At 39.4% G+C, this 14,940-nt stretch carries 12 protein-coding genes and 1 pseudogene; 4 read left to right on the forward strand and 9 right to left on the reverse strand.

What is annotated here, in order from left to right:
• Positions 1 to 2 precede the first annotated feature (2 nt).
• Positions 3 to 1,358, reverse strand: coding sequence for an MATE family efflux transporter (locus CEF16_RS06765; RefSeq protein WP_091582510.1), 1,356 nt, complete (start codon positions 1,356 to 1,358; stop codon positions 3 to 5).
• 146 nt (positions 1,359 to 1,504) lie between these two features.
• On the opposite strand from CEF16_RS06765, the gene CEF16_RS06770 reads away from it, so the two are divergent.
• On the forward strand, positions 1,505 to 2,320 hold the full coding sequence (locus CEF16_RS06770; RefSeq protein WP_091582508.1) for a nicotianamine synthase family protein: 816 nt from the start codon (positions 1,505 to 1,507) through the stop codon (positions 2,318 to 2,320).
• A gap of 86 nt (positions 2,321 to 2,406) precedes the next feature.
• On the opposite strand, the gene CEF16_RS06775 is transcribed toward CEF16_RS06770, so the two are convergent.
• Positions 2,407 to 3,312, reverse strand: coding sequence for a TIGR03943 family putative permease subunit (locus CEF16_RS06775; RefSeq protein WP_091582506.1), 906 nt, complete (start codon positions 3,310 to 3,312; stop codon positions 2,407 to 2,409).
• Between the two features lie 15 nt (positions 3,313 to 3,327).
• A complete protein-coding gene (locus CEF16_RS06780) occupies positions 3,328 to 4,329 on the reverse strand; it encodes a permease (RefSeq protein ID WP_091582504.1) in 1,002 nt (333 codons plus the stop codon).
• 526 nt (positions 4,330 to 4,855) lie between these two features.
• Here CEF16_RS06780 and CEF16_RS06785 point away from each other — a divergent pair.
• Positions 4,856 to 5,312 (forward strand): annotated as a pseudogene (locus CEF16_RS06785) (DUF2306 domain-containing protein).
• A 100-nt stretch (positions 5,313 to 5,412) separates the two neighbouring features.
• On the opposite strand, the gene CEF16_RS06790 reads toward CEF16_RS06785, so the two are convergent.
• On the reverse strand, positions 5,413 to 5,979 hold the full coding sequence (locus CEF16_RS06790) for an MFS transporter (protein ID WP_245917785.1): 567 nt from the start codon (positions 5,977 to 5,979) through the stop codon (positions 5,413 to 5,415).
• A gap of 407 nt (positions 5,980 to 6,386) precedes the next feature.
• On the opposite strand from CEF16_RS06790, the gene CEF16_RS24780 reads away from it, so the two are divergent.
• Together CEF16_RS24780 and CEF16_RS06800 are read left to right on the forward strand one after the other, a co-directional pair.
• Entirely contained in the window at positions 6,387 to 6,512 is a 126-nt protein-coding gene (locus CEF16_RS24780; protein ID WP_281259152.1) for a hypothetical protein, read from the forward strand.
• A gap of 398 nt (positions 6,513 to 6,910) precedes the next feature.
• Positions 6,911 to 8,212, forward strand: a complete 1,302-nt coding sequence (locus CEF16_RS06800; protein ID WP_091582496.1) for a purine/pyrimidine permease — start codon at positions 6,911 to 6,913, stop codon at positions 8,210 to 8,212.
• Positions 8,213 to 8,697: 485 nt separating this feature from the next.
• On the opposite strand, the gene lipA is transcribed toward CEF16_RS06800, so the two are convergent.
• The 5 genes from lipA to CEF16_RS06825 form a co-directional block, all read right to left on the reverse strand.
• The gene (lipA, locus tag CEF16_RS06805; RefSeq protein WP_091582492.1) at positions 8,698 to 9,576 is read right to left on the reverse strand and encodes a lipoyl synthase; all 879 of its coding nucleotides are present in this window, start codon (positions 9,574 to 9,576) and stop codon (positions 8,698 to 8,700) included.
• A 274-nt stretch (positions 9,577 to 9,850) separates the two neighbouring features.
• The gene (locus CEF16_RS06810) at positions 9,851 to 11,332 is read right to left on the reverse strand and encodes an aldehyde dehydrogenase family protein (RefSeq protein WP_091582487.1); all 1,482 of its coding nucleotides are present in this window, start codon (positions 11,330 to 11,332) and stop codon (positions 9,851 to 9,853) included.
• A 155-nt stretch (positions 11,333 to 11,487) separates the two neighbouring features.
• A complete protein-coding gene (locus CEF16_RS06815) occupies positions 11,488 to 12,267 on the reverse strand; it encodes an acetoin reductase (RefSeq protein ID WP_245917786.1) in 780 nt (259 codons plus the stop codon).
• A gap of 27 nt (positions 12,268 to 12,294) precedes the next feature.
• Positions 12,295 to 13,671 (reverse strand): dihydrolipoyl dehydrogenase, encoded by a 1,377-nt coding sequence (lpdA, locus tag CEF16_RS06820; RefSeq protein WP_091582477.1) that lies wholly within the window; start codon positions 13,669 to 13,671, stop codon positions 12,295 to 12,297.
• A gap of 16 nt (positions 13,672 to 13,687) precedes the next feature.
• The gene (locus CEF16_RS06825; protein WP_091582471.1) at positions 13,688 to 14,926 is read right to left on the reverse strand and encodes a dihydrolipoamide acetyltransferase family protein; all 1,239 of its coding nucleotides are present in this window, start codon (positions 14,924 to 14,926) and stop codon (positions 13,688 to 13,690) included.
• Positions 14,927 to 14,940 lie beyond the last annotated feature (14 nt).

Raw genomic sequence — 14,940 nt, forward strand, 5'->3', positions numbered from 1 at the left:
TACTACATGATTTTCTGCTGCTTTACATTTGTTTGCATAAAAGCAGAACGCATTAGTGATGGGACATAAGCCCAAAGTACAAGTGTCCGCGTAAGTGTAAAAACGATAAACGCCAGCCATAATCCGTGGTTGCCCCACTCAGGCAAAAACAGTACAAGCGTTAACAAAAATAACGCCATAGCTGCAATTACTGAGTTTCGTACTGGAGCAGCTTTTGTAGCTCCGGTAAAAAAACCATACAACTGAAGGCCCCAGAATGCGGTTATTGGAAACAAAATAATCCAAGCACTGTAATCTCTGGCTGTAAGAGCTACTTCCTCAATAGAAGTAAACAATCCAACAAACCATCCGCCGCTTATCACCATAAACAGCATCCAGCAAACGGCTACAAGAAAGGACCAAAACGCTCCAACCTTCATTGTTCGCAAAAACAAGAATCGGTCGTTTTTCCCTGTCGCCCTTCCTGCTAAAATGCTGCTCGCATTTGCTAATCCATCAAAAAAATACGCCATAATAAAATGCACTTGCAGCAATATAGCATTTGCTGCTAACGTTATTTCTCCAAAAGAAGTACCAATCGATGTAAACACACCGAAAACCGTTACTAAACAAGCCGTTCGAATAAATAGATCCCGGTTCATACGAATCATATGTAGAAACGGGCCTGCTTCCCAAACAGAAGCCCAGCTGAAAACAGAAAAGGTGAAGCCTGTTTTTTTCCAAAGGTATACAGCAGCGATGAGTACTCCTGTTATTTCAGCTATCAATGTAGCAAGTCCTATACCAGATGCTCCCATATCTATGAAAAATACGAACAAAACATCCAGCCCCATATTGAGCAGATTACAGCCTAGCTGAAGAATGAGAGCCACATTCACATGGGAACGGCCAATCAACCAACCTAAAAGGACATATTGTATTAGAGCAAATGGGGCTCCCCAAATGCGGTAAGAAAAATAACCTTCCGCTTCCTCCTGTACAGCACTAGACGGCTGCAGGAAATGTACAGCCGTTTGCCAAAGCGGGTACTGAGCAAGGATGAAAATTATCCCAGCTGCAGATGCCAGCAGCAATGGCCTTGCCAGCATGACAAGCATCTCTTTTTCATCTTGCTTGCCGGCTGCTTGGGCAGTAAAGCCGGAAGTACTCACACGTAAAAATCCAAACAGCCAGTACATCGTATTAAAAATTAAAGCAGCAATGGCAACTCCCCCTAAATAATGAGGAGCTTCTAAATAACCTACTACCGCCGTATCTACAGCTCCCAACAATGGAGTAGATATCGTCGCCAGCATCAGCGGGATGGCAAGCGCAAGGTAATGACGGTGGCTTCCCTCCTGTTGTGATTCATGCTTCATGGTATCCTCCCTTTTATCATGTTTTCATTATAATAGTAAAAATTTACTCTTTTTCATATATTAGGTTCACAAAAGGAAGCTATGTATGATTAAATCGTAATCATTACGATTTGTCAACCTAATAAATAAAAAAGGAGGAGTTTATATTGATTTCTACGATGACAGCACTCGAACAACATATTTTTGATACATATCAAAAGGCATATCACACGTTACAAAACGAAACAGACCTTTCACCTAAAAATCCGGTTATTAATCAGACTCTTTCACAATTAGTTTTCATCTTAACCATGCCGGTGGATAAAAATATGACAGATCAAATTATCGAACACCCTGATATCAAGGCAATAAGAAAACCAATGCTGTCTTTGCTTGCACAGGCAGAAAGTGAAATGGAGAAATACTATGCCATGCACTACTTAACAACTGCAAGATCTATCAACGATTTACATCACTTTATGTACTGGAACAATTACACCAACCTTGTCCAAAAAGAATGGAAAATTAGTCATAAACTCACAAAAGTTAAACGGATGACGATGATAGGGTCAGGCCCTCTTCCATTATCTGCCCTAATAATGGCAAAAACGTCGAATGCAGAGGTACGGAGTTTGGATATAGATCCATTTTCTCATTTGTTAGGGCAGCAACTGCTTACATCTCTTCAAAATAATAATCGAATTTTACATGAGCAGGAAGACGGGGCAAGGGCTGATTATAGCAGAGATGATTTTGTACTGATTGCTTCGCTGGTACCAAACAAAGAAGATATTCTCCAACAAATTAAAAATACCAATCCCAAAGCTATGGCTGCTATTCGCAGCGCCGATGGCTTATATCAACTGCTTTATGATCCAGTACAGCCAAATATGTATCAAAATTGCGGGTTTCAACTAGTCAGCCGAACCGAAGCAGATTCCTCTGTTATTAATACAACATTGTTTTTACAAACAGAAAAATAGGAAGAAATAGAGTAAGGCTGTCCTTTTCATACGTCACCATTGGACAGCCCTCTATCAAGGTAAATGTGATATATAAATGAATATTTTTAGTCTGTCATTTTTCTAAGCACAGGATAAATATATGGATTGGAGGGTTCTTTTATGACTCTTCCACGTTTTGCTTTTATAATGGGTAACTCTGCACCATTATGGGTTGTTACATCCAGCGTTCCTTCTATTTCCATCCATGTGTCTTTTTCATAGGAACTTGCTTGTTCAAATTCCGTTAACAACCCTATGACGCTGGCGTCTGCGATACAATGCGTGATAAGAAACCTGGAAATAACGAGCTGGTTAGAATGAAGCCCTTCTTCTCTGTAGATGAAGCCCTGTAAGGTTATGTTTTTTCCAACAAAATCACGAGGACTTGCACGAATCACCTCATAATAAGATGAAAAAATATCTTCATTCATATCAATACTGTGCACATCTTCCAGCGTTTTCATTTTCTTTTGATATGCCTCTTCTTGAAGATAATTATTGTTGGGAAGAGGTTTTTCATTATGATTCTTATCGGTATTTTCTACTGCGGGGAAATATTGATGATCATCAGATTCTTGCACAATGTCAAGGCTTTGTCCTTCAGATAACAATGTTCCTTTGTTTTCGGCGAGAGATGAATTCAAGGTCTGTGGCGGCAGTGAAAATCCTGTAAGGAGCGGGAATATAAGAATCACGTAACTTATTACTTTTTTTAGAAAGGAATGATCATCCCCATGATGATGGCTGCACTCCTTAGAGCAATGTGCCTGATTATCCTTCTTGCTTTTCCATATCCTAGAAAACTGAATAAAAGTGAGAAAAACAAAAATGACAGCGGCCAGCTGGCTCATTCCATCATATTTTGGATTTACATACCGTGCCAATTCACCTGTTACATGCAATCGTAAGAAAAACACAGCAAAAACAGCCATCATAATCGTTCGTATAAACTGCTGAATATAAAAACGCATGGGGCAACTCCTGCCTTATAATAAATTGGTGGCACCAACACATATAAATACAACAAAAGTTATCAAGCATAATAACGTTATGACAAACTTTGTTTTAAACACACTAAGCAGCATAATGGTATTTTTTAAATCAATCATAGGGCCGTAAACGAGGAAAGCTAATATAGAAGCAGGCGAAAATAAAGATCTAAACGATGCACCAATAAATGCATCGGCCTCTGAACACAGCGATAAAAAATAAGCTAGTCCCATCATGACAAGCATAGATCCCATAAGACCTTCTCCAAGTACAAAAAGAGATGACGAAGACACATAGGTTTGAAAAAATGCCGCAACAAACGCTCCAATAATCAAGAATTTCCCCATATCAAAAAATTCATCGATGGAATGTTTCAGCATGTCTGCTAGTCTTTGAAAAAGAGTTGTTTTATACTTAGGGCTAGATTCAGCTGCTGTATCCCGCGGATGTTTTAGTTGAGTAGATTTATAGAAAATACTCACAATAAAAGCGATAATTAATGCTGCCAAAAAACCTATCCCCATTCGTAATCCCGCCATTTTCGCATCATTTCCAAATGCCATATACGTAGATAAAATAACGATAGGATTAATTAACGGGCCTGTTAGTAGAAAGCCAACTCCTGCATAAATCGGCACCCCTTTTGTCACAAGTCTTCTTACAATGGGCACAATCCCACATTCACAAGCAGGAAAAAAGGCTCCAACAACACAACTCATTGTAACAGCTGACATTTTGTTTTTTGGAATCCAGCGCTCAATATGTTCTTCTGTAATAAAAATCTGGATAAAACCGGCAATCAGCACACCTATTAAAACGAAGGGAATGGCTTCTATTAAAATACTTAAAAATATAGTATTTAATTGTTGAAAAGATTCTGGAAGAGAATGCAGCCAGTTCTGTCCCAACCAATCAGTCATATAAATAAAATAGATAACAATGCCGATCACTAAAATACCAGTAAAATCAGTGACATACGTATGGAACCCACGAAACATACTTTCGTTCCTCCCAGCACTTACAAATCGTAACGATTCTTCTTTAATTAAAGATATGTTTCCTTAAGCAAAGTATGTATGTTTCAAAAAGGTTATCTATTAATTTTGCTGTCCCTTTCATCCATGTATCTTCCTTAAGCAAAACTTTCTTAACGTATTAGAAACAATTGGCTTTCCGCCATGCCCAAATTTGCAGAAGCCGTAGCTTCGCTTATATTTTGATCCTTTAACAAAATTAGACATTCCAAAATATAAAACAAAACCCATATATACAAATGAGATCAGTATATATGGGCTTCCCTTTCTTCCACCTTTGCGCCTTTATGATAACTAGAGAGAACAAGTTTTTTATAAAGCTTCCGGGGCCAAAAAAAAAGGAAAAAATTTCGTTTCCTTATGGATTTATTTCTTTATGACCAAGAATCTTTTCTTTGTGATATAGATAAGTTTATTGCTTTTCCAAAAATATCAGTTAAACTAATCTTTAAATAATCCTTTTTACCTGCAACTTTTGAGGTGATATAGCATGTTTAACCTGTTATTAAGTATCCATATTCTTACGGGCAGCATATGTTTAATAAGCGGCTTATTATGCGATGGTCTCCAAAAAGGGAAAAGGAAGGCATTCAAGAGCCGGTGAAATATATCATGGCTGTTACATCATTGTCTTTGGGACTGCTGTTGTTATGTCTATTCTACATTGGGAAAAAAGCCAGTATCTCTTCTACATAGCTTTGTTTTCCTACGGGCTTGCTTTACTTGGTTATGCAGCAGGTAAAAAGAAGTGGAAGAACTGGCTGTCTTCTCATATTGGAGGGATGTTAGGTTCATATATAGGTATCGTCACTGCCACTCTAGTAGTCAATGTACATAGAATTCCTTTGTTAAATGAATTTCCTGTCCTATTGTTTTGGTTTTTACCTACAATCATAGGGACACCGCTTATATTTATGGTTGGACGAAAATACAGTCCCACGAATTAGTAAAACTCGGCTTGCCGCAGCTTCCATCAATAAGTATCGTACTTAGTATTCAAACATATTCTTTTACTGCTGAATTTATAAATCGTTTAGATTATATTTTCTATATACGCCGCTCCTCAATTTTCAAAATCAATCCACCACTTATAAACAGAATAATGGAACCGATGTAAAAAATAATATCGACGGTAAAAAGATCAATGAAAAAGCCGCCGGCGATAACGGCAAATCCAGAAAAGATGGAGACCCAGAAATGATAGGAGCCTATTTTTTCTCCTCTCTGCCTTCCTTCTGTAAAGTCTACGACCAGTGCTTTTTCACTTGTTTTCTGCATCGCTCCAAATACGCCTAAAATCATTTGAAGAACGTAAACCTGCCATATTTCAAAGACAACAGGGAACAGCAAAAAGATAACGGAAGTTCCCCACGCACTGATCAAGAGAATATATTTTCTCCCGCTGGCATCGGAAATTTTCCCGATCCAGCGGTGAACAAGAGCAGAGCTTAGTGTAAATAATCCATAAGCCAACCCAAATTCCGAAAAATCCGCCCCGACTTCCCGAAGGAAAATGACATAAAATGGAATAATCGTCACTTGCGGTTGTATTCTGTCCTTCCGCATGGGCGGCTGTAGCACCAGCAACAGTTGTGGTGTTTCTTCCTTCAGCATGAGAAGCTCTTCCAGTGGCCGTGTTTCCTTCCCCTTCCGCATGAGCATTCAGACCTTGGGATGGATCGAGTTCATCGCCCGTTGTCGTATTTTGCCCTTCGGTGTGGGAGTTTTCCCCAAATGCTTGTGTTTCTCTGCCTTCCACATGGGAAGCCTCGCCACTTGCGGTATTAGATATCCCTTCTGCGTGTGCAGCTGTATTATCGGCTGTTGTAAACTGTCCTTCACTATGAGCATCCTGTGCACTAGCAGTTGTATGGTTCCCCTCGGCATGGGCATGAGGTTCACTCGCTGCGGTCTGATAGCCTTCCGCATGGGCCGAATTCGGCTTCTTACATGGAAAAATCAAAGAATGATATATAGCGGTCTTCCATCATATATATAAATGTTGTTAGGGAGGAAGATCCGTGGATTTGTTTGGTATGGAATTGATCACTTCTCAAACGCTTTCCGTTTCTAAAAGGGATGTTTTTCGTATTTCGGTACGATGGGGAGATTATAAAATCGGTTTTGGAAAAGACGTTTTCTCATAATCTTTAACGAAGTTGTCTCCTTTCAATTATAAAGATTTTATTAAGAATATCATTACACTTTATATGTACATACACCTTTTCTTTATACATATCTTTTTGTCTAGCTAGTTCAGTCAAAATGTAAAAAAAACGAGCTAATTCAGTTCCTATATTGGTGTATTTTGTAAAGGACAATACAAATAAAAAATTATCGGGTTCAGCATCCTCTGATAAAAAATCGGATACTTGCAAATATAGATCAAGTGCTATTAATAGCTAATAAAATTAATAATTCAAAAGCTTATGACTCTCCAGGCTGCTAAAGTTCAACCAGGGCCATTGTTACTTCCTTTAGGTACGTTCTATTTTTTTTGTGATAAACTGTACAAGTATGATAGAAAACAGGGGGAGGGAGTCTTGTGAAGGTTATTATGTCTTCCTTGCAATGGGCCGCCTTCATCTTAGCGGGGGCGGTTGTCGTTCCAATCGTGATTGGAGAGGCATTCGATATGTCTTCTCTTGAGATATCATCCTTCCTGCAGCGGACGCTATTCGTTTTAGGTGTTGCTGGACTGCTGCAAGTACTTCTTGGCCACCGTCTTCCTTTAATGGAAGGTCCTGCTGGATTATGGTGGGGCATTTTTATTGTCTACGCCGGTCTTGTTTCTTCTGGCGGACTTTCTGGGGAAAGCGCTCTTCGCCAGCTCGAAGCGGGTATGCTGATCAGCGGTACGCTTTTTCTTATAGCTGGTTTTTTTCGTTGGATTGATGCTATCAAACAATTATTCACTCCGCTCGTAACCGGCACCTATTTAATTCTTCTTGTTTCCCAATTGAGCGGCTCGTTTATTCAAGGGATTTTAGGGATCGGCTATTTTACAGACAGAGTGGATCCGCGGGTCGCTTTGCCGGCTATTGGCATTTTAATATTTACCATTTTATTGTCCAAGTCAAGCATTCCATTTGTTCGCAGTTACTCTATTTTAATTAGTTTAATTACCGGCTGGATTGTCTTCTATTTGCTTCATCTCACGAAGACTCCTTCTGTGCCGGCAGAGATATTTTCCCTGCCACAACCACTGGCTTTTGGGCCGCCCGAACTATCGAGCGGCATGATTCTTACCGCTATCATGACAGCCATGCTTTTGTTAACGAATATGATCGCAAGCATGAAGGTCGTAGAAAATGTCATTCAAGCGCAAACTAAGACAAGAGAAGACCCCGATTACAACCGGGCCAGCATTATTACCGGCGTGAATCAATGGTTGAGCGGACTCTTTGCTGCAGTTGGTAACGTTCCTATTTCGGCAACGGCCGGATTTTTGCTGACCACGAAAACGGTGGAACGCCTTCCTTTTATCATCGGAAGTCTTATCGTTATCTTTATCAGCTTTTTCCCAGCGTTTACAACCTTTGCTGCCAATTTACCGACCCCTCTCGGATATGCAGTTATATTTATTACGATTGCAAGCCTCGTCTCCCTCGGAATACGTGAGTATTATTCCTTGAAAATGACTGAACAAGAGCTTTTCATTATATCACTTTCTCTCATGATCGGGATTGGAAGCTTATTTGTCCCTGGGGAAACACTCACACATTTGCCGAGCAGCGTCATGTCGATTGCAAACAACGGTCTCATTCTCGGTACACTCACTTGCCTTGTCCTTGAGCAGGTTTATCAAGGCTTAGATAGAAGAAAGAAGCGCAAGAACTCTGCCTAAGGAACGGGGATGGAAAACAAGCGAGAACCTGTTGTGTTCCCTTTTCACAACAGGTTTTATAAAGACCTTAACATTCATGATTCATCTGTTTAATCTTCTAGTAAACCTAAAAAATATATAATGGAAACACTCGAGCCCATGCACTGCTAGAGTATTTCTTATTTTTAATGGAAGTACCAGTACTTTTTTAGCTATCAACTCATCTCATTACTTTCGTGTTTATAAATGACATATTCCTTCAGTATCTATAATCCTTTTCATCATTTTTCTAAAGAAAGAGCAATGCGCAAATAATTAAATAATTTTCTGAAGTAACGAAACCACCGAGAAATCGATCGGAATGAAAACGCGAATTTCACGGTCATTTAATTCTTTTTCCAGCTGTAGTCCTTTGGCTTTTAAGATATATGATAGCAATGAATACAGCATGAAGCAGAAATTAGCTACAACAGGAATAAGTAAAACTGCTTTTATATGTTACTAAACTATCTATTCGCTACACTAACTTGTTCATCTGCGTGATAGGAAGATCGTACCAAAGGGCCTGCTTCGCAGTGCTTAAAACCTTTAGACAATGCGATTTTTTTTAGTTCCAAAAATTCGTTAGGATTATAGTATTTTTTTACCTTTAAGTGATTTTTGGTTGGCTGTAAATACTGACCAATAGTCATTATATCTACGTTATTCGTTCGTAAGTCATCCATTAATTCGATAATTTCTTCTATAGTCTCTCCTAATCCAACCATTAAACTAGATTTCGTAGGAATATCAAAATGAAGCTCTTTAGCATATCGTAGAAAATCAAGCGAACGATTATACGTTGCCCGTGCTCGGACTGTTGGAGTCAAACGCCTTACTGTTTCAATATTATGATTAAGAATATTGGGTTTTGGCCTCATCAACGTTTCTAAATTTTCTTTAATTCCCATCATGTCAGAGGGGAGTACTTCAATTGTACAAAAAGGATTTTTACGGCGCACTGCTCTTACTGTTTCTGCAAAAACTTCCGCACCACCATCTTTTAAGTCATCTCGGGCAACTGCTGTTATAACAACATGTTTTAAACCCATTTGCTTAACAGATTCTGCGACACGTGTTGGCTCACTCCAATCAAGTTCATTTGGTATACCTGTTTTAACTGCACAGAAGCGACAAGCACGGGTACATATGTCACCTAATATCATAAAAGTAGCTGTTTTGCGAACAGACCAGCACTCATGAATATTTGGGCATTTAGCTTCTTCGCAGACAGTATGCAGGTTCTTTTCACGCATCATTTTCTTTAACCCTCTATAGTTGGTGTTCGTGTTTAATTTCACTTTTAACCATTCAGGTTTTCGTAACATTTTTTCTGCGTTACCCATTCCACTTCACTCCGTATATCTTTTTTTAAACCGAATACTTGCTATCTCTTATCACTACACCTATATAATAAGTTCCTTCTTTTATATAATGAGTTCCTTCTTTTTGTTTCTTCTTTTAATAAAGCAATAAAGTGAGTATCTAACTCTAAATAAACGCTTTTTTATAAACTTGAATTAAATGATAATTACTCAGCTGTTGAAACATTGTTCTCACTCGCTTCCTATATTTCAAAAATACCCTTATTTTGAAAACAAGGACAGATGACTGTCCTTGTTATTTTAAATTAATCCATACACTTTTTATTTCCGTATAATTTTCTAATGCATAACTTCCCATTTCTCTACCAATACCGCTTTGTTTGTATCCTCCAAAAGGTGATGCTGCATCAAATGTGTTATAGCAATTTACCCATACCGTTCCAGCTTTCAACTCATTGGCAACATAGTGAGCATTTTTCAGATTTTGAGTCCATAACCCTGCTGCTAACCCATAATCGGAATCATTTGCTCGATTAATAACATCATCTAAATTTTCAAACGGCATAGCTGCCACAACAGGTCCAAAGATTTCCTGTTTTGCGATGGTCATATCATCATTTACATTTGCAAAAATAGTAGGTTTAACAAAGTAACCGTTGTTATGGTCATAATCTCCGCCTGAAACAAGTTCAGCCCCTTCTTCTTTTCCATTTTCAATATATTCACTAACAGTATTAAATTGCGTTTGAGATACTAATGGGCCCATTTCCGTTGTCTGTTCCATACCTGGACCTTGTCTAATGTTCTGTGCGAGCGACGCTAGATCAGCTACCACATTGTCATAGGATTTTTTTTGAATAAAGAGACGGGAACCTGCACAGCACACTTGGCCCTGGTTAAACATGACCCCTGTTAAAGCACCTGGTAATGCTTGTTTCATGTCAGCATCCGGCAAAATAATGTTCGGTGATTTCCCGCCGAGCTCCAGAGAAATTTTTTTCAATGTTCCAGCACATTGACGCATAATATTCTTTCCTACTGGTGTAGAGCCGGTGAAAGCAACTTTATCCACGTCTGGATGTTCGACTAGAGCCGCTCCCGTAACTGGACCATCACCTGGGATGATATTGATCACACCTTCAGGAAAACCTGCTTCCAAGGCTAATTCCCCTAAATAAAGAGCTGAAAGGGGAGTTTGCGGTGCCGGTTTTAAGACCGTAGTACATCCTGTTGCCAGTGCAGCACCTAATTTCCAAGCGGACATAAGCAAGGGAAAGTTCCACGGAATGATTTGCCCAACTACACCAATTGGTTCATGCCGAGTATAGTTCAAAAATTCCCCCGAAACAGGTATGGTTTGACCTACAATTTTGGTTGCCCATCCTGCATAATAACGAAAATGATCTATAGCTAGAGGTACATCGGCATGTTGTGATTCACGAATTGGTTTACCATTATCGAGTGTTTCTAATTGGGCTAGTTCTTCCTGTCGTTCTTCCATTAAATCTGCTAACTTGTATATAAGCCTTCCTCGTTCAGAAGCGCTCATTCTTTTCCACGGGCCTTCTTCAAACGCTTTTCGAGCAGCTCTTACAGCTTTATCCACATCTTCACGGCCCGCTTGGTTTACAACAGCTAAGACTTTTTTATTTGATGGATCAAGTGTTTCAAATGTTTTCTCTGAAGTGGATTCAACCCATTGTCCATTGATTAAAAGCTTTTTATGGCCTTTCAAAAATTCAAGAACTCGGGGATTTATATTTAATGTATTTTCCATACCTATTCTCCTTTCAACACGACACATTATCTTTTAAATGCCTGGTGAATCGTAATTTTTAAAGTTTCCTTTATTTTCTAGTAATTCCTTAAACCTTTTTAACTTATTTTTTTGGTAATTTATTTTTATTGAAAATCTAAAACTGCTATTTATTTTTAATTCATTACGATTCCACCACATATATTAATAGACTGTCCTGTCATATAGTCCGCATCACTAGATGCCAGGTAAGAAACCAGGGAAGCTACATCTTCAGGGGTTTCCACTCTACCTAATGAGATAAGTTCCGAGTATTTTTTCAGTGCTTCACCTTTAACTAGTCCCAAATATTCCCCCATTTTCTCATCAATCAGCTCCCACATATCCGTTCCCACAATTCCCGGACAATAGGCATTGACCGTAATACCATATGGTCCTAATTCTTTAGCCAAAGCTTGTGTGAAACCAACAACAGCAAATTTTGCTGCACTGTAATGAGACAATAGGCTAAAGCCATCATGTCCAGCTATACTGGCGCAATTAACAATTTTTCCGTTTTTTTGCTTGATCATTTGACGGGCAGCTGCTCGTGCACATAAAAAGACTCCTTTGGAATTTACTGAAAACACTTTATCCCAATCTTCTTCTGTTATCTCTATTGCTTGTTTTACTTGAGCAATACCGGCGTTGGGTACCATAACATCCAGAGTCCCGAATTGATCTACAGCCTGATCGACCATTTCATCCACTTCTTTTCCGCTGCTGACGTCAGCCACAATGGCCTTTGATCGTCTTCCTAAAGCTTGGATTTCCTCAGCAACAAGATGAATTGCTTCCGAATCTATATCATTTACCACCACATCAAACCCATCTTTGGCTAATCTCAATGCAATTCCTCTACCTATACCCCTTGCAGCACCTGTTATAAGGGCAACTTGTCCATTACCTTTCATCATACGACCCCCTTAATCTTTACGCTTGCACTAAGCATGCACAGCATGACCAACCGTGTTTAAAAGTCCTTCATGGATCGCTTCAGATAATGTAGGATGGGCTGCTATAAAATCCTCCATCAAATCCACTGTTGTTTCCAAGTGTAAAAGGGTTGTTCCTTGTCCAATTAATTCCGTTGCATGAGGGCCGATTATCGATATTCCTACAATCTCGTTAAATTCCGTCTCTACGATTATTTTGACTTTACCTATTTGTTCCTTTGAAATAAGTGCTTTCCCATTAGCTGCAAGAGAGAACTCACCAGTTCGAATATTTCCGTATTTTAACCTTGCTTGTTCTTCTGTCATTCCAACACTGGCAATTTCAGGAGCTGTATAGATACATCTCGGAACAGCACGATAATTTGCTGTTGCATCTTCTCCACAAGCATGTGTTGCAGCAATCGTTCCTTCGTGAAATGCGACATGGGCCAGCTGGATACCGCCAATAACATCACCACATGCGTATACATGGGGTAAGTTTGTCTGCATATGCTGATTAACCGTTATTCCTTGTTTGGAGACTTGTACACCTATATTTTCAAGGCCCAACCCTTCTATTCTCGCCTTTCTGCCAACCGACACTAATAGATAATCTGCGCTCAGTTCGTGAATTTTGCCGTTGTATCCAACTACGGCGGTCTTATTCTCTTTTGTAATTTGTTGTAAGGATGCCGATGTATAGACGGAAACATTGGAGTTCTCTAATTCTTGTTGAAGTATAGCAGCCACATCTTGATCTTCCCCTGGAAGAAGTTGATCGGCCATCTCTACCATTGTTACCTTGGTACCCATACGACTATATATGCTTGCAAATTCACAGCCTATCACACCTCCTCCCACAATCAATAAGGAAGAAGGAATCTCTCGTAGAGACATGGCTTGTCCACTGTGTAAGACCCAATCACCATCAAAAGGAGCAAATGGTAAACTAACAGGTTCTGAACCGGTTGATATAATGATTCGATCAGCCTCGATCACTTGTTCTTTCCCTTGATGCTCTACTGCTATGCTGTCTTCCGTTACAAATGATGCCTTTCCTTGTAATACTCGGATCTTATTTTTTTTCATCAAATAGCCAATTCCTTGTACAAGCTGATTAACAACCGCTTTCTTATGACTTAGAACATTGGTCCAATTAATGTTGATCTGCTCTAGTGGTACACTGATACCAAATTGCTCCGCTTTTTTTACTTTTTCAAACGTTTCAGCACTTTGTAATAGCGATTTTGTAGGCATACATCCCTCATTTAAGCAAGTACCCCCTAAATCTTTTTCTTCAATAAGAATAACTTCTTCTTCCTGCTGGGCGGCTATAATCGCCGCCACATAACCAGCAGGACCACCGCCAATGATTGCAATGGTCATCGACTTCACCTTCTTTCTATAAAAGAATCGTAGTAGGTTCTTCCAAGTGCTCTTTTATGGTACGAAGGAATTCTGCTGCCGGTGCTCCGTCCAACACTCGGTGATCAAAAGTAAGACTTAGAGGAATGATGGTTCTTCTTTGCAATTCGTCCCCAATAAACACAGGAATATCCTCCGTTGCACCAACTCCAAGAATGCCCGTTTCAGGTGAATTCAATATAGGGGTGAAATGCCCTACTCCATAAGCTCCAAGATTTGTAATAGTAAAGGTGGAACCTTTCATTTTGTCACTACTTAATTCTCCCTGGCGTGCTTCTTTGGCAACAGATTTGATGTTCTTAGATAGCTCAATCAAAGGCATGTTTTCAGCATGAAGGATCACCGGCACTACCAGTCCATTATCCAAAGCGACCGCCATGCCAAGATGAATGTGATCATAGACATGAATGTGATCATCAATCAGAGAACTGTTCATTTGCTTATGCTGCCTAAGAGAAAGTACTACAGCCCGAGCAATGAAATCGGTTATAGAACATTTTGTTTCATATCTTTTTTGAGTCACCTCTGTCAATTGATTACGGAGGCTTATAAGATCGCTTACATCTGCTTTCATCGATAGCGTCAACTGAGCACTATTTGATAAACTATCTTGCATTCGGTCCGCAATTACTTTTCTCATACCTGTGACGGGTATCTTCTGTTGTTGCTCTTTATCTGATATTTCAGCATTTTCTGTTACCAGTTCTGTGGAAGGTTTATTTTCAATGGCTTTCTCTACATCTGCCTTTGTAACTCTTCCTTTGGGACCCGTACCCTGTAAATTTCTCACGTCAATTCCTGCCTGTTCAGCCATTTTTCGTGCCACAGGAGAAGCTTTAACTGGATGGTTATTTTGTTTTCTTTGTGAACGGATTGGAGATTCTTCTACTGGAGCAGCCGACTCTCCATTCTCTACTATTTCTTCTTTATTTACATTTAAATCCGTTGGTTCTTTCTTATCTCCCTTGACTTCTTCATTTTTATTGCCAATATAGCATATCGCTGTTCCAGGAGGTACGCTTTGATCTTCTTGTACAATTATTTCTAGTAGGAACCCGTCTGCCGGAGATTCAACTTCCGTTTCTATTTTTTCAGAATTAATACTTGCGATCATTTCCCCTTTTGCAACAGGATCTCCATTTCTTTTATTCCATTGTGAGACGGTTCCTTCTTTCATCGCCATTCCTAATTTAGGCATTACAACTTCTTGAGCCATATTAAGAGTCTCCC

Source organism: Alteribacillus bidgolensis, assembly GCF_002886255.1.
Taxonomy (GTDB): domain Bacteria; phylum Bacillota; class Bacilli; order Bacillales; family Marinococcaceae; genus Alteribacillus; species Alteribacillus bidgolensis.